General features: G+C 63.7%; 25 protein-coding genes. 21 read left to right on the top strand and 4 right to left on the bottom strand.

Annotated elements, in window-relative coordinates; all coding sequences use genetic code 11:
- Positions 1–2: 2 nt before the first annotated feature.
- Positions 3–1,562 carry a replicative DNA helicase gene (locus ACG04R_RS16540; RefSeq protein ID WP_394412919.1) on the bottom strand — a complete coding sequence of 520 codons (1,560 nt, stop codon included), beginning with the start codon at positions 1,560–1,562 and terminating at the stop codon, positions 3–5.
- Positions 1,563–1,570: 8 nt separating this feature from the next.
- On the bottom strand, positions 1,571–1,774 hold the full coding sequence (locus ACG04R_RS16535) for a hypothetical protein (protein WP_394412916.1): 204 nt from the start codon (positions 1,772–1,774) through the stop codon (positions 1,571–1,573).
- A 793-nt stretch (positions 1,775–2,567) separates the two neighbouring features.
- Between ACG04R_RS16535 and ACG04R_RS16530 the strand changes: the two genes are divergently transcribed.
- Genes ACG04R_RS16530 through ACG04R_RS16505 form a run of 6 tightly spaced genes read left to right on the top strand, consistent with a single transcriptional unit; the run spans position 2,568 to position 5,910 of the window.
- Positions 2,568–3,269 (top strand): hypothetical protein, encoded by a 702-nt coding sequence (locus ACG04R_RS16530; protein WP_394412913.1) that lies wholly within the window; start codon positions 2,568–2,570, stop codon positions 3,267–3,269.
- Positions 3,269–3,481 carry a hypothetical protein gene (locus tag ACG04R_RS16525; protein WP_394412910.1) on the top strand — a complete coding sequence of 71 codons (213 nt, stop codon included), beginning with the start codon at positions 3,269–3,271 and terminating at the stop codon, positions 3,479–3,481. The genes ACG04R_RS16530 and ACG04R_RS16525 overlap by 1 nt, the downstream gene beginning before the upstream one ends.
- 53 nt (positions 3,482–3,534) lie before the next feature.
- The gene (locus ACG04R_RS16520; RefSeq protein WP_394412907.1) at positions 3,535–3,858 is read left to right on the top strand and encodes a hypothetical protein; all 324 of its coding nucleotides are present in this window, start codon (positions 3,535–3,537) and stop codon (positions 3,856–3,858) included.
- On the top strand, positions 3,858–4,238 hold the full coding sequence (locus tag ACG04R_RS16515; RefSeq protein WP_394412904.1) for a hypothetical protein: 381 nt from the start codon (positions 3,858–3,860) through the stop codon (positions 4,236–4,238). Before ACG04R_RS16520 ends, ACG04R_RS16515 begins: the two co-directional genes overlap by 1 nt.
- 21 nt (positions 4,239–4,259) lie before the next feature.
- Positions 4,260–5,219, top strand: coding sequence for a hypothetical protein (locus ACG04R_RS16510; protein WP_394412901.1), 960 nt, complete (start codon positions 4,260–4,262; stop codon positions 5,217–5,219).
- A gap of 10 nt (positions 5,220–5,229) precedes the next feature.
- The gene (locus ACG04R_RS16505) at positions 5,230–5,910 is read left to right on the top strand and encodes a hypothetical protein (RefSeq protein WP_394412897.1); all 681 of its coding nucleotides are present in this window, start codon (positions 5,230–5,232) and stop codon (positions 5,908–5,910) included.
- A gap of 133 nt (positions 5,911–6,043) precedes the next feature.
- Here ACG04R_RS16505 and ACG04R_RS16500 read toward each other — a convergent pair whose 3' ends face one another.
- Positions 6,044–6,520 (bottom strand): hypothetical protein, encoded by a 477-nt coding sequence (locus ACG04R_RS16500; RefSeq protein ID WP_394412894.1) that lies wholly within the window; start codon positions 6,518–6,520, stop codon positions 6,044–6,046.
- A complete protein-coding gene (locus ACG04R_RS16495) occupies positions 6,517–7,152 on the bottom strand; it encodes a hypothetical protein (protein WP_394412891.1) in 636 nt (211 codons plus the stop codon). Before ACG04R_RS16495 ends, ACG04R_RS16500 begins: the two co-directional genes overlap by 4 nt.
- A gap of 568 nt (positions 7,153–7,720) precedes the next feature.
- Here ACG04R_RS16495 and ACG04R_RS16490 point away from each other — a divergent pair.
- The 15 genes from ACG04R_RS16490 (at position 7,721) to ACG04R_RS16420 (ending at position 18,089) form a co-directional block, all read left to right on the top strand.
- Complete coding sequence (locus ACG04R_RS16490) at positions 7,721–7,858, top strand: hypothetical protein (RefSeq protein ID WP_394412888.1); 138 nt, start codon at positions 7,721–7,723, stop codon at positions 7,856–7,858.
- 19 nt (positions 7,859–7,877) lie between these two features.
- Positions 7,878–8,513: a ribbon-helix-helix domain-containing protein gene (locus tag ACG04R_RS16485; RefSeq protein WP_394412885.1), complete on the top strand. Its 636-nt coding sequence runs from the start codon at positions 7,878–7,880 to the stop codon at positions 8,511–8,513.
- Positions 8,510–9,016 carry a hypothetical protein gene (locus ACG04R_RS16480; protein ID WP_394412882.1) on the top strand — a complete coding sequence of 169 codons (507 nt, stop codon included), beginning with the start codon at positions 8,510–8,512 and terminating at the stop codon, positions 9,014–9,016. The genes ACG04R_RS16485 and ACG04R_RS16480 overlap by 4 nt, the downstream gene beginning before the upstream one ends.
- Complete coding sequence (locus tag ACG04R_RS16475) at positions 9,013–9,762, top strand: hypothetical protein (RefSeq protein ID WP_394412879.1); 750 nt, start codon at positions 9,013–9,015, stop codon at positions 9,760–9,762. Before ACG04R_RS16480 ends, ACG04R_RS16475 begins: the two co-directional genes overlap by 4 nt.
- A gap of 13 nt (positions 9,763–9,775) precedes the next feature.
- Positions 9,776–10,618 (top strand): hypothetical protein, encoded by an 843-nt coding sequence (locus ACG04R_RS16470; protein WP_394412876.1) that lies wholly within the window; start codon positions 9,776–9,778, stop codon positions 10,616–10,618.
- 521 nt (positions 10,619–11,139) lie between these two features.
- Complete coding sequence (locus ACG04R_RS16465) at positions 11,140–11,655, top strand: hypothetical protein (RefSeq protein WP_394412873.1); 516 nt, start codon at positions 11,140–11,142, stop codon at positions 11,653–11,655.
- Between the two features lie 26 nt (positions 11,656–11,681).
- Positions 11,682–12,686: a hypothetical protein gene (locus tag ACG04R_RS16460; protein ID WP_394412870.1), complete on the top strand. Its 1,005-nt coding sequence runs from the start codon at positions 11,682–11,684 to the stop codon at positions 12,684–12,686.
- A gap of 190 nt (positions 12,687–12,876) precedes the next feature.
- On the top strand, positions 12,877–13,818 hold the full coding sequence (locus ACG04R_RS16455) for a hypothetical protein (RefSeq protein WP_394412866.1): 942 nt from the start codon (positions 12,877–12,879) through the stop codon (positions 13,816–13,818).
- An 812-nt stretch (positions 13,819–14,630) separates the two neighbouring features.
- Positions 14,631–14,966, top strand: a complete 336-nt coding sequence (locus tag ACG04R_RS16450) for a hypothetical protein (RefSeq protein WP_394412863.1) — start codon at positions 14,631–14,633, stop codon at positions 14,964–14,966.
- Between the two features lie 233 nt (positions 14,967–15,199).
- Complete coding sequence (locus ACG04R_RS16445; protein ID WP_394412859.1) at positions 15,200–15,475, top strand: hypothetical protein; 276 nt, start codon at positions 15,200–15,202, stop codon at positions 15,473–15,475.
- A 14-nt stretch (positions 15,476–15,489) separates the two neighbouring features.
- Positions 15,490–15,999, top strand: a complete 510-nt coding sequence (locus ACG04R_RS16440; protein ID WP_394412856.1) for a hypothetical protein — start codon at positions 15,490–15,492, stop codon at positions 15,997–15,999.
- A gap of 39 nt (positions 16,000–16,038) precedes the next feature.
- A complete protein-coding gene (locus ACG04R_RS16435) occupies positions 16,039–17,082 on the top strand; it encodes a hypothetical protein (RefSeq protein ID WP_394412853.1) in 1,044 nt (347 codons plus the stop codon).
- Between the two features lie 36 nt (positions 17,083–17,118).
- Positions 17,119–17,466, top strand: coding sequence for a hypothetical protein (locus ACG04R_RS16430; protein ID WP_394412850.1), 348 nt, complete (start codon positions 17,119–17,121; stop codon positions 17,464–17,466).
- 73 nt (positions 17,467–17,539) lie between these two features.
- Positions 17,540–17,779: a hypothetical protein gene (locus tag ACG04R_RS16425; RefSeq protein ID WP_394412847.1), complete on the top strand. Its 240-nt coding sequence runs from the start codon at positions 17,540–17,542 to the stop codon at positions 17,777–17,779.
- Positions 17,780–17,804: 25 nt separating this feature from the next.
- Positions 17,805–18,089, top strand: a complete 285-nt coding sequence (locus ACG04R_RS16420) for a hypothetical protein (RefSeq protein ID WP_394412843.1) — start codon at positions 17,805–17,807, stop codon at positions 18,087–18,089.
- The last annotated feature ends 55 nt before the right edge of the window (positions 18,090–18,144 follow it).

The following is an 18,144-nucleotide window of genomic DNA, read 5'->3' as shown; positions in this document are numbered from 1 at the left end:
GGTTAGAACTGAGCGAACGGGCTTTCGGCCGCGGCGGCGACGGAGGCCGAGCGGATGGCATCGACCTCGGCCAGGACCTCGGGCGGAATGCCATCGGTCTCACCGTGGTTCGCTGCCGCGATTTGGCGGACACGACGCAGGTTGGCAGGCGCCGCCGGCGCGGGCTTGCTCGGCGCGACAGGCGCCTGCTGCACCGACGATGGCAGGCGTCCCTGTGCCAGGTTCGCGAAGCGGCACTCGGCGCCAATCCACAGGACTTGGACGTCGCCTTTGCGGCCGGCTCGCTGCTTCTCGACGATGATGGTCTTCACGAGCGTCGCGGCGCCGGCGCGCATCTCTTCGGGCGTGTCGTCGTGGATAAAGAGGATGACGTCTGCGTCCTGCTCAATCGAGCCCGATTCACGAAGGTCCGACATGCGCGGGCGGCGGCGCACTGCGCCCTTCTCGCCCTCGCGGTTGAGCTGCGACAGCAGCAGGATGGGCACCTGAAGGAGCAGCGCGAGCTTCTTGATGCGACGGCACACCTTGGCAACCTGCTGCTCGCGGTTCTCGGAGGCGTTGCCCGTGCCGGACTCGATGAGCTGCAGGTAGTCCATCACCACCAGGCCGATGTCGCCCTTCTTGGCGCGCCCTTTGACCGTGGCGACGATGCCGTCGATGTCCTCGCTGTACGACGCCAGGAATTCCATGCGGCTGGCGCCCAGCTGCGGAAGTAGCTCGTCAACCAGAGCCAGTTGCTCGTCGCTGAGCTTGCCTGCGCGCAGCGCTTCAAGGGGCACGGCGCCATGGCTGGCGGCTGCCACGCGGCGCTCGGTGATTTCGTGTGCCAGCATCTCCAGCGAAATGAACAGCGCCGTCTTGCCGTTGCCATCCCTGGAGACGTGCTCAGCGATGCCCTGGGCGAGGGCACTCTTGCCTTCGCCGGGTCGCGCTGCCAGCACCACGACCTGGCCGCCACGAAGGCCGCCAGCGAGGATGTCGTCCAGGTCAGCAAGGCCGGTGGACACGGCCGGGTCATCGCCATCGAGGCGCTTCTGCAGGCGGTTACGAAAGTCGTCGACGGCTTCCTCGGACGTCATCACGGCCTTGGCGCCAGAGGACAGCTCGCGCACGCGGTCAAGCTCGGCGGCCAGCACTTGGTTATCTGGGTCCTGGGCGAGAGCCGCGGATGCGGCCGCAATCTGGCGGCGACGAGAGGCCTTGAGCAACAGGTCGGCCTGGGCGGCTGCCTGGCTCGGGTCGGTGGCAACGGCTTCGAGCTCGCGCGCAGTCTTTGACGGCAGGCCGAGGGCCTCCATCGTGGCTGCAAGCGTCAAAAACGAGATGGCTCCTTCGGCCTCAGAGACGACAGAAGCAAGTGTCCGGTACACGTCGTGGTGGCTCGCACCTTGGAAGTCGGCTTCGGCGAACGCCGGCAGGGCATCGACCAGGTCGTGGTCGCGAATAATGCAAGCAAGCAGGTGACGCTCCACCTCGACGAGCGCGGAATCGACGACCACGGAGGGCGAGGCAGGCGCGGCTTGAGGGCGACGAGCGCCGATAAGTTGGACGCGGGTGTTCATGCTGCGGCTCAGGCCTGGGCCTGCTCCTCGTGAAGGTCGGCACCCGACTGCATCAGGTGCAGCGCGGCTTGTTGAAAAGTCACGCGCGCGCCGCCCATCGACGTCGACATGCGTGCCTGGTGCTGCTGCACACGTTCGTGCATCGAAAGCGGAAAGCGCACCAAGACCGGCTTGATGTCTTGCGAGGTCGCGTCTGTGGTCAGGTTGGGCATGTCGTACATCTCAGGCTGCAAGGTGCACACAGTGTATCACTTGGATATTCGGAATGCAAGCGCCGATATCCCGGAGATATCTCGCCGATAGCTCCTCGAGAACTTTGGCGCGCTAGCGCTAGATTCTTGGGGGTGGCGCCGCCCGGACGAGACCATGGGTACCCCCAAGAATTCACTGGGCGTGCCGGCGGTAGCCCCCAAGAGTTCACTACGAAAGGCGTTGAGCCTAAAGAGGAGCTCTAAAGCGGCCGGAGGCGTGTAGCGCCGACCGGCCTTCCCGCGCCTGGTGCGCGGCCAGGCCTCGAGCAGTTGCTGGGTTAGGAAGAAATGCAGTGCGCTTCGCGCATAAGCCCTGCGGGCTTGGGCGAGCTGGCAAGGAGGGTTGGGCGAGAGAGCTGCGCCTGACACCATGCGGCTGGACCAAAGGAGCGGCTTGCCCGCAAAACACTCTTCTGCCAGCCTGCAACACCACCCGGGAGGGTGGTGCGCAATTGAGCGTGACGCTGCATTTTAGAAGGCGCGATGTAGCCCTTGTGAAGTCCGTTGCGCGCTGATGCTCGAAGAGTTTTACTTCCCACAAGACTTGACCTGACACAGCGCAAGTGATACACTGTACTCATTCAAACATGGGCCGCACTGATGCGGCCATCTAAAAATGCTTGGTGATACAACAGTCTCACTCATCGGCGAAGCGCGACTCCAGAATGCGAGGAGTCTAGTTGTGCTCGTCCTTTGTGCATTGGCGTGTGCTGGAGCGCAAGCTGACCAAGGATATACCGAGGAGTGGAGGGTCATGGGCCCGGCCTTCGCGCACCACTTCTCGTCGGACGGCGAGGTCGTAAAGCCGGCGAGCTCCACCCGGCAGTGCGGCACCGTCGACGACGGCGTGGGCAACACCTTCAACTCGCCGACCCCCATCCCTGGCGCCATCAACGCGCCAGGCAGCAAGCCTGGCGCGTACATCTATTACCGCCTGAGCACTTACAGCTGCAAGGACGTGGTCGTGCCGGCAGAGCGTCGCGGCTGGGAGGGGAACAACCCCGCGCTCGGGCTGCGCTACACCCGCCGGTTGGACGACCACTCCAACACCTTCCTCTTCAGCTGGGTCCGCGACAGCTACGGCACGTCGAGCGTCATGCTTGCCGCCGGTCGCATGTGGCCTGTGCTCGACGTCGACTCCGTGAAGGTCGACGCCGGCGTCGTGGGAGGCCTCTGGTATCGCAGCGTTCTCAATCGCTCAGAGGACGGCCTGGTGCGCCGCGTCGTGCCATTCGCGCTGCCGTCTATGGCTATCACCGAGACCCATACGGGTCTCGGCGTGGACCTCGGCTTCGCCCCGCGGCTGGCGATGAACGGATACACGGTGAACCGAACGCCGACGCTGATGGTGCAGCTGAACTACCTGGTCAAGAAGACCCAGGAGGGCGACACGTCTGTGAGCCTGCAGCGAACGACCGATGGCGGCCTGCAGGGTTCCGTGGCCAGGACCTTCTGATGTCCATGCGCCCCATCTACACCATCGGCGACGTCAAAGGTGTCCTCGCCGCTGCAGGTGTCACCGACAAAAGCTGGTCCCACCCGGGCAGCCCCACATCGTTCGCTGTCTGGCTCTGGACTCGTCATCAATGCCTATCGCCTGAGCAGGTACCTGACGAGCTCGGACGCTATCTAAGCGAAACCCACCACGCGGCCAGCGCGGCCGTCTGAGAAATCACATCACAGCTTCCCAACTGCTCCCAACCACCTCGAAAGGAGAACTCATGAGCAAGACCCTGAAGACCATCATCGCCGCCACGCTGACTGCTGCAGCCGGCATCGCGAGCGCGGAGCCCGCGATGACCGAGGCGCAGTTCGATGCCTACGCCCACCGTGACGGCGGCCCTACGCTGGTGCTGACGCCGGGCAAAGTGACCGCCGTCATCAAGGATGGCGAGCACACCCTGGTGCGCACGGACGCGGCCAAGGCGGCTGCGAGTTTCGACGGCGACAAGGCGACCTACTTCCATGTCGGCGACAAGGTCGGCGTCGCGCTTGTGAACGTGACGAACGGTGTCCGCCTCTACGTCGAAAAGGCGCATCAGTGATGCTCGGCCGTCTCGCAATCATCAGTGCGCTGGCGGCCACCGCCAGCGTCGTGCATGCGTCGGACGTCGGTGAATTCACTCGCCCGGTCTGTGGCGAAGCGGCGCGCATCGTCGTCGCAGTGCCCGCGAACAAGCGCCAGGCCGTCAATGAGGTGCTGGAGCGGCTACAGGCAGCCGGCAAGGGTGGCTGCGTGCAGCGCGGGCCCATCGCTGGCACCTGGGTGCTCGAGGGCAATCGCAACGCGATGCTCGTCGGCATCTTGCCGGTCGGAGTCGACGAACAGCCCTACCTGCAGGTGTTCACACCCTACCAGCTGCTGGGACCGCTCAAGGTCGACGTCGTCAAGGCCGACGGCGTCGTCTCCAACAACACCAACTGAATCAACTTGGAGGGAACCCCAATGAAACTGAATCGCATCTCAATCGCGGCCGCCCTGGCTATCGCAGCGGGCGCAGCAGGCGCACAGACCGTTGCTCCCATCTTGACGGTGGGGCCGTCTGGTGACCCGGCATCTACCGCCACGTCGGTCACCCTCACATCGAGCGGCACCCAAGTCCAGAGCAACGTCGCCGGCGTGGGCCAGGGGTCGTTGCTTCTCGGCCTCTACACGTCATCGCCGGGTGCGGGCAATCTGGTCGCTGGCACCGGCGCGATGAGCCTCCCGGGGGTCAACTACGGCGCCGCCATCGGCAACGGCAGCATCGTTGACCGGTCGAATACTGTTTCGTTCGGCATCGGTAACGGCCTCGGCTACCTGCCGAACTACCGCATCCTCGCCAACGTCGGCGCCGGCCAACTGGCCACCGATGCCGTCAACCTCGGCCAGGCGCAGCAGCTCAGTGCTCAGGCGGTGACAACTGCCAACGCCTACACGGACAGCTCGCTCAGCGGCGTGAACGCCACCCTCGCGAACCATGACGCCCGCATCACCTCCGCTCAGGCGACGGCGGACACGGCCACGGCGACGGCGCAAGGCGCCGACAACAAGGCCACCACAGCCCTGAGCCAGTCCGGCCAGGCGCTGGCCATCGCGCAGCAGACGCAGCAAGAGGTCGTGCAGCTGACCGGTCGCGTCAACACCATCGACTCGCGCCTCAACACACTCGAAGACCGAATGAATGGCTACGACCGCCGCATCGACAGCGGCGTGGCAATGGCCAGCGCGATGAACGCGGCCATCGCGCCGAGCCTCGCACCAGGGGAGTCTGCGGTGGTCGGTGGCCTTGGCGGGTTCAAGGGGCAAGGCGCATTGGCTCTCGGCATCGTGCACACCAACTTTGCTGGCCAGACTTTCACGGCCAAGTTCTCCACCAGCAGCGCAGGCACTGCGGTGGCTGTTGGCGGCGCCGTCAAGTTCTGAGCGCGCGCCGATGTCCACGGTGTTCCTCAGCGCATTCGCGAATATTCGGAAGCGCGGTCGTGGCCTTGAACTACTTGGCGGGGCGTCGTCCTGGCGACGCATGGAGGACGGCCGCTTTGAGTTGACCCTTGCTTCTGTACCTCTCTCGAAGCCAGGGCGTGTTGGACGCGCCCCGGCGCCTGGGGAGGGGATGCTGCTTTTGTACGGGCGCGACCGGATGGAGGAGATGCGGCAGCAGCATGAGCAGGCACGGGCGGTGGGAGCAGAGCTCGCTGTTGCAGACTTTGAGTTCGAGGTCGGAGAAATCGAACGCGACCTCGTGGACCGGTCGACCCTGCAAGGGTTACGTTTTGCCAACGTCCGCCGCATGAAAGCTGACTTGCAGACGGCGATTCTTCATCAATTTGCGGGGTACGTAGATATGGAGGGAGGCAACAGCAACCGGTCAATGGGGGAGGCTTTCCAGATTGCTACCCGTCCGGACCTCTTCCCTCGCCTCATTCAGGACTCCAAGAACTTCGGTGGCCTCGATGTGCTGGTCATTCCCGTCGCAGATGGTGAGGACTACCGAATTCGCCAGCTTGCCTACGTGCGCCCGAGAGCTCGCCTGGTCTCGGTGCGGCAATGCAGTGACGTTGTTCTAAGGCTGCCGGAATGGATGAACGTTCCGGCTGTTGAGGCGATGCACTGACCCACAGCCACGACCGAGCCTCCTGCTACATGGAGCAAGTGCGAGAAGGGCCCGAGAACGTCGGGCCCTTCTCGCTTTTGCCGTCGGGGCTGGAGCGCCTTTGTTGCTGCCGAAGCAGCCCTTTCGATGAGTCTCAGCTGACAAGCTGGGCAGGCCGCCTGCGCGTCCGAACGCCGGCAATCATCGGCTCGAGCATGGAGATGTCGAGCGTCCACTCGACCTTGGAGAGGCGTGACCACTCCCGCCACGAGCGCCTGATGTGGTCCTCAAGTTCGGCTTCACTCCAACCATTGACCTTCAGGATGTGCCGCCTCGCTTGCGGCAGGTAGCCCATCCCCTCGGTGTGTCCCCAGTGCTTGGCGCGGTGGCACCAGGAGCACAGAGCGATGGTTCGGACGAGACGCTGCACTCCATGGATGGCACTCTCCTCGCGCCACTCCCAGACTTCGTGCGACTCCAGGTCACCGCGCGCATAGCAAATCTGGCAGGCGCCGGCGGCGGCGTTGCATGTCAGGAGCTTCACGCGGTCCCACTGAGTGCGCGTCAGCACGCCGCGGGCGTTCTGGAAGTGCGCGCTCTTGGGCACCAGTTCGATAGAAAGACGAGTCATGGTGCGGCGCTCCCGGCGGTGACGGAGCCCGCCGCTAGGCGGTCGAGCAGAGCGTCCTGGATGCCGGTCTCGGCGGCCCGACGCTCCCTCGCCTCGCGGATGCGGCGCTGAGCGTCGTTCTCACCAGGGAGAGCGCGGCTCACAGGAAAAATGGGTGGCGGTGAAGACGCGGTGATGCCGGGCTGAGTCTGCGGCGCCGGCGCGGGCGGCAGGCCCGCAACCATCGACGCGACACCAGTCCCGACCGCCGCACTGGAGGCGGCAATCTTGGTGGCCCGGGTCTCGCGGCGGTGCCACCACCCACGCAAGCGCTGTTCACTGGCATCGAACGCGAAGCCATCCATCAACAGCCGCGAAATAGTTGCCCAGGTCCTTCGCTCCTCGCGCCACAGACGAATGGCTTCGGCGTAGTCGTCGATGTCGCACCGGATGTCGGCCGGGGTGCGGTCGGACAGGTCAACAGCGACCCGGCGCACGTGCCAGGCGCGCAGGTTGTCGGGCGTCACCTTGACGGCAAAACGCTCGTAGAGGGCCGGCGCCGCGGCCGCGTAGTTGCGCGGCGGGCGCGTCGCGGCCAGCACGGCCATCACGTCGGCGGCCAGGCGGTCGAGTTCACTGGAGATGGTGGGCATGACGGCGAAGCAAACGGGTTTGTGCGCGAAGAAATAACAGTGTATCACTTCAAGCGGAATTGTGCGAGTACCGTTGAGAGGGCGTTCGCTGCCAAGCGGCTTCGTGATGCTGGCGTTGCAGGCGCGTTACGCGCGCCAACAAACAGAGTCGCGCTAGTCCATAGAAGGCCGCCTCCTCACCTCTGGAGAAGCCCCTCGGAGGGCCGGAAGCAGCCCACGTGCAGGTCGCAAAAGGATTGAGGTGGAAAACAAAGGTCTAAGAGAGGTCGGTATAGAGGGAAAGCAAGGCGTATGGGGCGGTCAGAAGGGAGCAGTAGTTCAGGTTTACCAAAGGTGTGGTGGTCGAGGCGGTCTAAGAAGGGTTGAGGCGGAGTCGAGAAGGTTGGTTGTTCTGGGCTGCTAGTGGAGCGCTTTTCATAGGGCGGATGTCTGGAGGTACCAGGAGGAAAGGAGGCTGGTGTCGAGGTGAGTTGGTGCGGCATCGAGAGGTAGTGCTTGCAAGTAAACCATTAAAGTGCTACACTGTCACCACTTAAGCCCAGGCGGCACCCTCAACCCCACCGAAACCATGACCACACACAACGGCGCCAACAAGACCAACCGGTTCCCAAGGACTGGAATGGGTGCCGTGCTGTACGTCACCGGCGCCAATGTGAACCACACCGAAACCGGAGCTACCGCTCAACTGAGCCCGGTGAATGGATGAGGACGCCATGGACCCTCTGATGAATTCATCCCTCGCTCCGCAAGACCAGGCCGAGCTCGACCGGCTCAATACCGAGTCCGTTGAACACCTCCCCGGCTCCGGTGAGGGAAAGACTGATGCCGGCGCAGAACACATCGGCGCCGAATCGTCCACTCTCGGGTCCGGTGAACCTACCGGTTCCGAGAAACGCCAAGGGACCCGGAAAAAGGGTGCTGGCACCGTGAAGGTCAAGGGAGTCCGGAAACCCAGGTCTGCGAAGTCGAGGGTGGCCAACACCGGTGCCGGCAAGTCCCATGCGGTGACGACCAAACTCGACGCGGAGCTGCTGCGGAAGCTGACCATGGCCAGGGCCCGTTCCGGCATGTCCGAATCCGGGATGGTGCGCCTGGCACTCGTCAGCTACCTCGACAACCTCGAGCAGCGCTCCATCGCGGCGGAGATTTCGAAGGCGGCGGCTGCCATCACGGCTGCAAGCCATGCCTCAACCGCGCCGGTGGTTGAGAAACTGAATACGTTGGAGCATCGGTTCCAGGAGCAGCTCGGCGCCGTGGTGAATGCCATCAAGGGCATCGGGAAATTGCTTGGGGAGCCTGTGGACTTGGCCGGTCTCGATGGATTGACCGATGCCGGTGAATCGAAGGGAGGGAAGTCGTGAACATTGCCTACGCAACCCGCTACCTGGCCGCGGCTTCGGTCATGGCTTGTGCTGGATTCGGGGCCCTGGGGGCTGTTCAGGCTCTGCGCTACGCGCCGCAGCTCTACAGAGTCGGGGTTCCGTTGGGGCTCACGGTTCCGGTGGCTCGTGGTGCCTACGTTGTCGGTGAGCCTGTGCAGCGGTGGTCGGTCGATGCTCACGTTGCTGTGCTGAAGGCTCTGCCGGTGTCGTTGCGCTTGGCGGCCATCGAGACCTACAACCCGCAGATGCTGGCGCCGAAGACCCAGGGTCCGAGTTCGGTGGGGGCGAAGGATTGGACCGCACCTGCGGTGCTGCTCCAGGCGGGGCCTGTCGCTCCAGTCGCCCCTGCTCGCGTTGCTCGCCCCTCATCCACTGCCAGCTTGCTCAACCAACCGGCTGTTCAAGCTGTTCCCCAGCCGCAGCAACAACCGGCGCATATCCCGCTGCCTGGCCGCTTCGACGTCGACGAGGCCCAACAATGAAATCCTTGAAGCAACGCCAGACGTTCGCCCCGCACATCACTCGATACCGTTCCAGTCTGGTGCTGTCTGCGCTGGGCATTGGCGTGGGTGTCACGGCGTGGGTGCTTCAGGCGCCGGCGCTGGGCGGTCTCTTCGGTCTCTGGGCTGCTCGTCGGGCCTGGACTCAGTTCAAGGACGGGGCTCGCCGCCATCAAGGCTTCATCGTCGAAGCCGAGCACCTCGAGCACCTCAAGACTGCGTGCCAGGCGCGCGGCTGGCGTGTCGACACCGACGTGTGGATTGACGGCATCGGCAACCTCGATGCCGTCGTGTCGGCCGAGTACGGCCGGGTCATCATCGAAATCAAGAGCTATGGTGGGCTCCGGGAGCTGGAGGACGGTTCCATCGTTCGCTGCAACAAGCTGCGTAGCTCCGCCGCGCGCGAGGTTCAGCAGGTGCACAACCAGGCCTTCGGCTACTGCGGCCTGTTAAACGTTCCCGCGAAGCTGGTGACCAAGGTGCTCTGGTGCCCGAGCGCGCCCTTCGAGTCGGTGAAGGAGACCAGGGAAGGGGTGGTGCTGGCCAACGGCCCAGTCAACGGCGCCGGCGCCAAGCTCATGGGCTTCATCGAGCGGGTGAGCCGAGTCCAGACCGATGCTTTTGCGGCTGCTCCTCTCTTCCCTGAGGAAGCCGGCATGTATGGGCAACGGCGCCCTGAGGTTCGGCTGGGTGCCTTGGACACTGTCCGGGCTCGGGTGCTCGCTTGAGGGCTCGGTAGTGATGGAGTTCGATTTCGATGTTGCTATGGACTCGGGTGGGGCCGGTGCTCGCAGTCGTGCAGCTGGCGCCGCCCGACTGCTGCGCTTCTCCCGTGGGTCGCTTCGCTCCCGCTGGATGTTGGATTGGGCCTGGACGCCGGCGCTGAGCCTGGTGGCTGCGTCGCTAGTCGTCGCGGTGGCCGCGCCGTCGCTGGCGCCGGTGCCGGATGCCCCTACCGGTGCAGCTGCTCGGGTCGCGGGCCTGGACCCGCTGCCCTTCTTCCATTCGTTCGTCGATGCTCTGCGCCACTCGAAGGAAGGGGCCGGCAAAAGCTGTTCGCTATACGCCCTGTACGGCTACGTCGTTCAGCGCACCGGCCGGCCCTTCGATGCCGACGAGTTCACCCGTTTCCGTCGATGGGCCATCGAGCAGCGGATGTTCTTTCCGGACTCGGCCGACCAGGTGGTGGACTTCGATGGGTTGGCTCGGCGGCTGCCGGAGTTCTTCGGGCCCGAGGTGCAGTCGCTTCGCTTCGAGCTCCGCGCTTCCGTGTCCTCGTGGGCCCAGGACGCTGCTGGCGCCCTTGACGCTGGTCACGTGGTTGTGGCCCTGACATCCCTTCATGGCGCCGCAGGGAAGGCCAACACGGAGGCTGACCATGTCGTACGCCTGGTCGAGGCAGTACGTGGGCCGGGCGGCCAGGTCAACTCTTTCCGCGTCCGTGACCCGGACTCGTACGCCTTCTGGGAGTCGTTGAGGACCGTCTCCGTGGCGGAGCTTGGCGCTTCGCTGGCCAGGCCGAAGGCACTGGTCGATGCTCGGCTTGCTGCCATCGGCGTCAGCACTGAGGTCGCCTTCCGGTAGGGCTTAGCTGTTCGGGCCGCGGGCCATCACCTCCTCTTAACCAGCTTGCCCTATTCGAGCATGCCGCCAACGAGCGGCATGCGATGCCTTTCCGCTCCACATCTCGCGCTGCGCTGATGCTCACCAGGGCGGGGCAGAGTGAGCGGATTCACTGGGGCCTCGACCCGTTCCTCTGAAGGACTTCACCGATACCCGAAGGTCATGTCGATGGTTCCGTGACCGAGGAGCTCGAGCTCCAGGCCCAGGACCGGCACCACAGAACGTCTGACGAATCCATTCTCCTCGACCAGGCGCCATTGCAGTTTCAACGGTGCCGGTGATGCTGACACTGGGTTCGGACGTCTCCTGGGTGCCGTGCGTCATTCCTCGGTTCCGTTGCTCCCTCGCTGCCGCCGGAGGTGCTGGTCGACGCCGTTGCTTGGTGTCGAGTCCGGACTGCATCTTCATTGACTCGAGCGTGGCGCAGTGATACACTGTATGCACATAAAATGATATCGGCACTACGCTATCACGGAGGACTCATGGACACGTTCGTTTTCTGGCTCGGGCTCGAGTCCACTCTGGTCACGGTGGTGGTGCCGATGATTCTCGGCGTCGTCGGCTTTGCAGAGATGTCGCTCCATGGTCAATGGCGTCGTGAAATTTTCCCAGGTGCCGTCCGCCTGGTGCTCATCGCCTCGCTGTGCATCCCGCTGATGCATGCGACATCGTTCTGGGATGGCAATGGGCTCCACATCGCTCCCTTGGAGCTCGTTCCTTTCCTATACATGGTTTCGACCCGGGGCCTGGACATGCGGCGCCAATGGTTCGCTGTTGGCTTCGCTTCCTGGTTCAGCGCAGTCGTTGTCGATGTCTTCGGCGCCTACTTGGCCAACTACCCGGGCTCGACTTGGTACTGGAGCGTTGGTGGATACGGCTACGACGACGGCCTGTTCGTCGGTCCGCTGGCCACGGTCGTCTCTCTGTTCGCCGCCCAGGCCATTCGTGAGCGCTGGTACTTCGCGCCGATGAGCGTCTTCAACTTGGGGCGAGCCTGAACCAGGTCACCTTGAGGAGCATTTTCGTGAACAACACATCACCTTCCTACGCCGAGCTGCTGCGGCGGTTCGGCGACTATCCGATGATGGTCCACGGCCTGAGCCGTGGCTGTCACGCCTTGGCGGCGCTCATGTGGCAGGAGGAGAACCTCGAGGTGCTGCGCTCCGTCGAGATGCCGGCCATGATGCTCCTGGCCGCCGAGGTCGACATCGGGCTCGAATGGTTGGAGGGCAAGACCGCTGCAGCATCCGCTGTGCCTGACGACACGGGCTACAGCGAGCGCGACATCCTGACGGAGGCGCTGGTGGGTGTTCGCGCGCTCAAGCGCGACGTCGAGCAGCTGCTTACGCACATGGCGACCGGCGCCGGTGAGCATCTCGCGGACACCTGGATGCGCCAGCGCGACGAGCGCCTGGCCGCCGAGGCGGGCGAGACTGCCCTATGGGCCGGGTTCGAGCAGCTGCGCGAGTTCGCCCGGGAGGCGGCTCGCTTCGAGGATGGCGCGCAGATTTGGCACGTGCTCAATGCCCTCGTCGAGGTCGGTGTGCCGATGCATCTGCTCGGCCCGTCCGTCGCGCCGACCATCTACTGCCACATCGTCGAGCCGAACTCATCCCTCGGCACGGATACCGACGCCGACCTGGTCGACGTGCTCAACTTCATCGGCCTGCCATACCGCTACAACGAGAAGGGTGACGAGCTCATCCTCGAGTCCGATGGTGATGGGTGGGACTTCAAGAAGGGCCAGCCCGAGGGTGCCTTCGGCCATCCGGGCCTGGACGGGTGGCGACAGGTGCCGACCTCCTCTGTCGATGAGGTGCATCTGGCGCTGCTCGCCTGCACCGACCGCTACTGGGAGCGTCTGCCAGTGCGGCTGAGGACGCCGCGCTTCATCCTCGAGGCGTTACCCCGGCTGTTCCACGTCGCGACAGTGGCCGACATTCCCCGGCCCTCTATCCGCGAGGCCGCCCTGTCTCTCTTGGCGGACCAGGCTTGCCCCAGTTCCTCGGTGCCAGCTCGCATGCATTGAGCAGGCCGCTCCGCGGCCTGCCAATCAAGTTGCAGCTGTACAGGCCCCTCGTCGAGGCAACTCGCGATGTGAGCGGCTCCACACTTGTTTCGACAGCACATTCCTTCGTAGAGTTGTGCCGCGGGAGGAAGAAGAAGCATTCAGGAAGCTGAATGCAAGAACCTCCTGCGCACAAACAGAGGAGGTTCCAATGAAACACTGGTTCGCTGTCTCTCGTCTTGCCGCGGTCGCGGCAGTTGTGCTCGGCGCAGGCGGCACGCTGGCCCAGTCAACGGCTCCAGCAGCCCCGTCGCCGGCGGCCCCCGCATCCGCCTCGAGGTTCGCACACCTCACCTGCCTGCCTGGCGGCAAGCTCGTCCTGAACGACGTCGCGATGGCAGTGCAGGAGCTCGAGATGTTCGACGGCTGCGTGCTGTCGTACGACCCGTCCGTCCGCACCCGCGGCAACAAGGTCTCGCTCACCATCCAGAACGTCATCCTGCACGGCAAGTCGAAGATTGACCTGACCGACCCAAACCCACGCGCGGCTGACGGAGTCGGCCATCCAGACCCGCACGACACCCCGACGCAGGCGGTGCCGACCACCAACAAGGGGCAGCGCGGGTACGCGGGTGGCGCTGGCACAGCCGGCGAAACCGCACTTGCGCTCGACATGGACATTCAGCAATGGGACCCGGCGTCCGACGGCTCGCTGTGGATTGACACCGACGGCCAGGCTGGTGGCAACGGGGGGCTGGGTGGCAAGGGCGCCAAGGGGAGCGCCGGCCCGTGGACGCGCGTGCACTGCTACGACGGCGGTGACGGGGGAGACGGCGGCCCGGGTGGGGCAGGCGGCGCCGGCGGCGACACATCGCGCGTGCGCCTCATCCTCAGGGGCGCGCCGGTGGCGTCTCAGCTGGCCGCCTCGAAGGTCGCGCCCAGCGACTGGCCGCCCGATGTGGCGACGAACCAGCACGTCATCATCGTTTCTGGCGGGTACGGCAAGGGCGGCGCCGGCGGTGCCGGAGGCCCGAGCGGAGATGTCGGCGAAGGGCACCAGTGCAAGTTCCCAGCTACTGATGCACATGAAGGGCACCCCGGCTCGGCTGGCCCGCGCGGGGCTGATGGGAGCGCTGGCCACTTCATCCCTTGAGCTCGATGCGAGGCGTTGAGGCCATCAGCGTCGGCATAGCGGTCGCTGTGGACACGGCGCCAGCCAAGTGAGAACGGCAGTCAGCATCGCCGCGGTGAAGCAGACAACGAGAGCGGTGCCGCAACGCTCCTGGCGCCGTGTTCTGACCGCTCACAGTCCTCGAAGGAACGTGGCTGCGCGCCACCTGCCCCATTCCCGTCCCAAAGCATCCTCCGTCGAAGCGGGAGGATGCTTCGGGAGCCCTCGCGAATGGGACAGCTGTCGCTTGCTGGAGGTCGAGAAGCTGCCGGTGCCGGCGCTGGCACGCTGGTGCCTGTGGACCTAGTTCTTGGAGCCGCTTTGCTACTGAGCTCATGCGACTTGCGCGCAGGCCTGCGTGCCTTGACGCGGTTGTCGTTGGGCTTTCCGCTGAGCTTGGCGGCCGTGCTTGGCTAGCTCGAGCCGTAGTGGCTCATCCGTCAGGTTATGAAGGCGGGCTGGCGGATGAGTGTGTGGAGCGCGGTTCGTGGGTTTCTGGCAGGATGGCGCGAAGGCACGTTCCTTGTCTGAGCCTGCCTGGCCACCCCACCTTTCGCCAGCCTGCTTACTCATTCAACCCCTCCTTGCCCTGGGCCGGCGTGGCGGGCATGCATCAACGGCTCACCAACCGAGCGAACACAGGCTCACCGAGCTGGCGGTGCGGGCTGGCAAAAGGGGGTTTGACGCGCAGACGCGCAAGGGCCGGCAAGCGAATTGAGCTTGCAGGCGCAGGCCCACAGTGATACACTGTATGCCATCAACAGGTCCAAAGGACCGCCTGCAAAGGAACGCTGATGAGCAATCTTCCCGTCTCCCTCGACGACCTCGACTTTGCGTTCGAGACGCCCGCTGACTCCGACATCGGCGAGCCTGTCGACGGCTATGAATACGACTTGGTTCTATCCGAGGACGTCATGTGCTTTGACGCCAGCGACATGGCTCGCTCAGCACCGCATGAAGGCGTCCTCGTGATGCTGCACAGCAAGCTCGACGAAAATGAACTGCTGGAACTGTGGATGCGGCTCGAGGTGACCAAGATTGAGGCGGCGACCCCCAGCTGTGGTCAGGCGGCGAGGCCGAACCGTCGCAGTCGTCGAGTCATCGACCAGCGGCAGCTCGCACTCTTTTGACGTAAAGAGTGACCGTCAGTGCTTGCAAAAGCAGGTCAACAGTGATACACTGTATTCAGTTGCCGAATTCATGGCGATACCCAGGTCCAGAGGACCGCCGCAAGGAGCAAAGCATGGAAGTCATCGAGCTGTTCGCACACGAAATCGAATCCCACATCGAAGGTGTCGATGTCATCGAGTACGTACCTGCCGCCGAGTGAAGTCCGGCGCACAGCATACAAGGAGAACCCCTCATGACGCAGATTCGTACCATCGGTGCCGCCGTGGAGGCAGTCAAATCGGCCCTCGATTCGGATGGTGGCGCCATCGGCGACCAGGCTGACGAGCTCAAGGACATTGCGCACCAAGTCCTCGAGCGCGTGCCCCAGGAAGTCTATGAGCGCGTGCTGGACCCGCAAATGGCTCACGACATCCAGGTCTTCATGGACGCAGCCAAGCGTCGTCCCGCTGGGGCCGCCCAAACCCTCGTGAAGGTCGCGTCCATCCTCGAAGGCGCCGCGAGGGCGTAATGAATGAGGCCGGCATGAAGAAGACCACCCAAATCGCGCGCTACATGGCTCGCGCACGAGACCTGAAGGACCTGGCCATCGAGCTCGAGGTCCGCGAGAGCCTCTGGCTCCAGCGCGGCTGCTCACCAGAGCGCATCACGGTCCTGGCGGCCATCCCCGCAGTGCGTCGTGACCTCTGCATGCTCGTCATGGCGTCGGTGACCATCGACGAGCTGCCTGTCGAAACCTTTTTCCTGGCGACCCTCTATTTGACCAAGAAGTCGATGGGATGGACTCGTCAGCACCGCCAGGCTTGCCCGCTCGGCTGGGAGTGCGAGCTCAGCGGTCCTGACGGGCGCACGTATGGCGTCCAGGCTTCCAAGGCTGACGCCTGCCTTGACCGGCAGCAGCTCATCGCAAGGCTCGAGGCCATGGGACTGGCCAGTTGGGCCATTGAGGAGCTCGGCATCGAAGTGCCGCGGGCTCATGTCGTTCGGTTGAACGATTTCCGGTCAGCAGTCGTGCGGTCGGCCTCGGCGCGGTGAAGCCCGCCAATCAAGTTTCCTCGCAAGGAGAAAGCAATCATGAAAGAACGCACCCGGAACCTGCTCAGCCTCTTCAAGAGCAAGATTTTTCTGCGTCCAAAAGAAGCGGTGGAGGTGGCCGAATCCGGTAGGCCGACATACTCCGCTGAAGACCTCGAATGTCTCATGGCTCCAGGCCGCGCCATCGTTATCAGCTCCTTCAGCTTGCTGGCGAGCCTGGATGCTCTCCTCGCGACTGACGAGTCCGTGATTGGCCGCAAGGTGAAGGGAGACGATGTCGAGCTCATCTGGTGTCGTGAGCTCAACACGCTGGTGCGCGACGCGGCCGTCCAAGCCAGCGTCACCTGGGGCGTCCCATCAACGCCGAAATCCGTCGAAACCTGCCCAGTTCTTCACCTAGTCCTCCAATGCATCAACCAGACCGGCATCGTCGACTCAAACGGCAGCCTGCCGAGCGCAACGACTTGTGACGGCAAGTACGAGGCTGCCGTGAGTGTGCTGGTAGATGCGCTCAAGGCTGTCGAACCGGATAGGATTTTTGTCGTCGACCTCATGGGTGGATGGGACCCCGAGCTTCTCGCAAGCATTAAGGCTCAGGCTCAGTCTCAGAAGGATATTGGCTCCGGCGCTTCTGATGAAGACTTCCGCATTGACCTATCCGACATCCAGTGTGGTCAACGCTTCATGTTCGGTGGTATCCACGACGACCTCCTCGTCCACAGTCTGCATGCCAGTCTGGATGCTCTGTTCTCGTTCGATGAGACCGTCATTGGTCGTGAGATTCGGGGTGCTGATGTCGAGCTCGGCTGGTGCTGCCAACTTAACAGCCTGGTGCGCGATGCGGCCGTCCAGGCCGAGGTCAACTGGGCCTTCTCATCGACGCCGCAATCCATCGAAACCTGCCCCGTTGTAAACCGAGTTCGCCAGTGCATCAACGAGGCCGGCATCGTCGACTCAAACGGCAGCCTGCCGAGCGCGACGGCTGGTGACGGCAAGTACGAGGCTGCCGTGAGCGCGCTGGCTGATGCCTTCAGGGCTGTTCGGCACCAAGGCACTGGTAAGAGCTATTCGGTTCTGTTCTGACGCCCGCGATGTTGCAGTCCTTCACGAAGGCTGACGATGACAAACACCGGTGACCTTCTGTCGATGGGTCTTGCACCCAACATCTATATGCTATGTTGCGCCCTGCTCGGAAGCTACCATGCCCACCTGGACACGACGCGTGAAGCGAAAGAGCCGACTCGCCGCATGCGTTGGCTCTATCTGTTCTGCGGCGTCGTCAACGGAAACTTACTCGGCTGGCTGTGGTTGATGCCGTGTTCCATCGCCTCCATCTTCAGTCACGGCTGGGATGTTGTGACCACGGGACTTCTCTTCCTGCCGGTCGCCGTGGTCGTTGTTGTTCATGCAGTCGTCTACTGGTTGGAGGCACCGATGCGTCGAAAAGGGGTTGACACGCTAGTCTAACGTGATACACTGTATGCATTCGCTCAACGTTGAGCGTCAACCAGGTCCAAAGGACCGCCGCAAGGAGCCAGTCATGTTCACCTCTCTCACCCAGCGCTTCGACTTCAATGACCTCCCGTACTCGGTCCAGGAGGCGCTGCAAGCCATCGTTGGCGTCTTCGTTGTCGCCGGTCTCATCCTGAAGTTCATCACCCGCACGGAAACCTACCTGGGCGTCGTGGCGGTGACGGTCGCCTGCGCGCTGCCGGTGTGGGCCTTCTTCGGCGTGCTGGGTGTGGTCGGCCGAGCGGCCGGCTGCGGCTACTGCGGTTGAAGTCCTTCCATCTCAAAAGGTTCTCATGACCAAGGTCTACGCGTATCGTTCCGTTGTCGCAGGGAAGAACGGTCACGGCGACGAAATTGCCCAAGAACAGGTGCTGGAGATTTCGACTGAGGCTGACAGAAAAGCTGCCATTGAGCACCCCTCATCCCAATTCGGTAGAGATGTTGTTCTGCCTCTCTACCCTATTGCTTCCAAGGATGAATTACGGGACTGGGCGAGAGAGTTTGCCTTGGGCGTGCCGCGAGACTTGGAACTCCATGGGGTCAATTGCCGCATGCTTGTGGTGTTCGACCATGGATGACTCAACTTAGGCCTACCGGATTGTCAAGGCCTACTGTGAGTGGCTCAAGCGCACT

Origin of the sequence: Pelomonas candidula, assembly GCF_043555985.1 — a bacterium.
Classification (GTDB): Bacteria; Pseudomonadota; Gammaproteobacteria; order Burkholderiales; family Burkholderiaceae_C; genus Pelomonas; species Pelomonas candidula.
The sequence above is the reverse complement of the archived record's forward strand: the minus strand, read 5'-3'. Positions and strand labels throughout refer to the sequence as shown.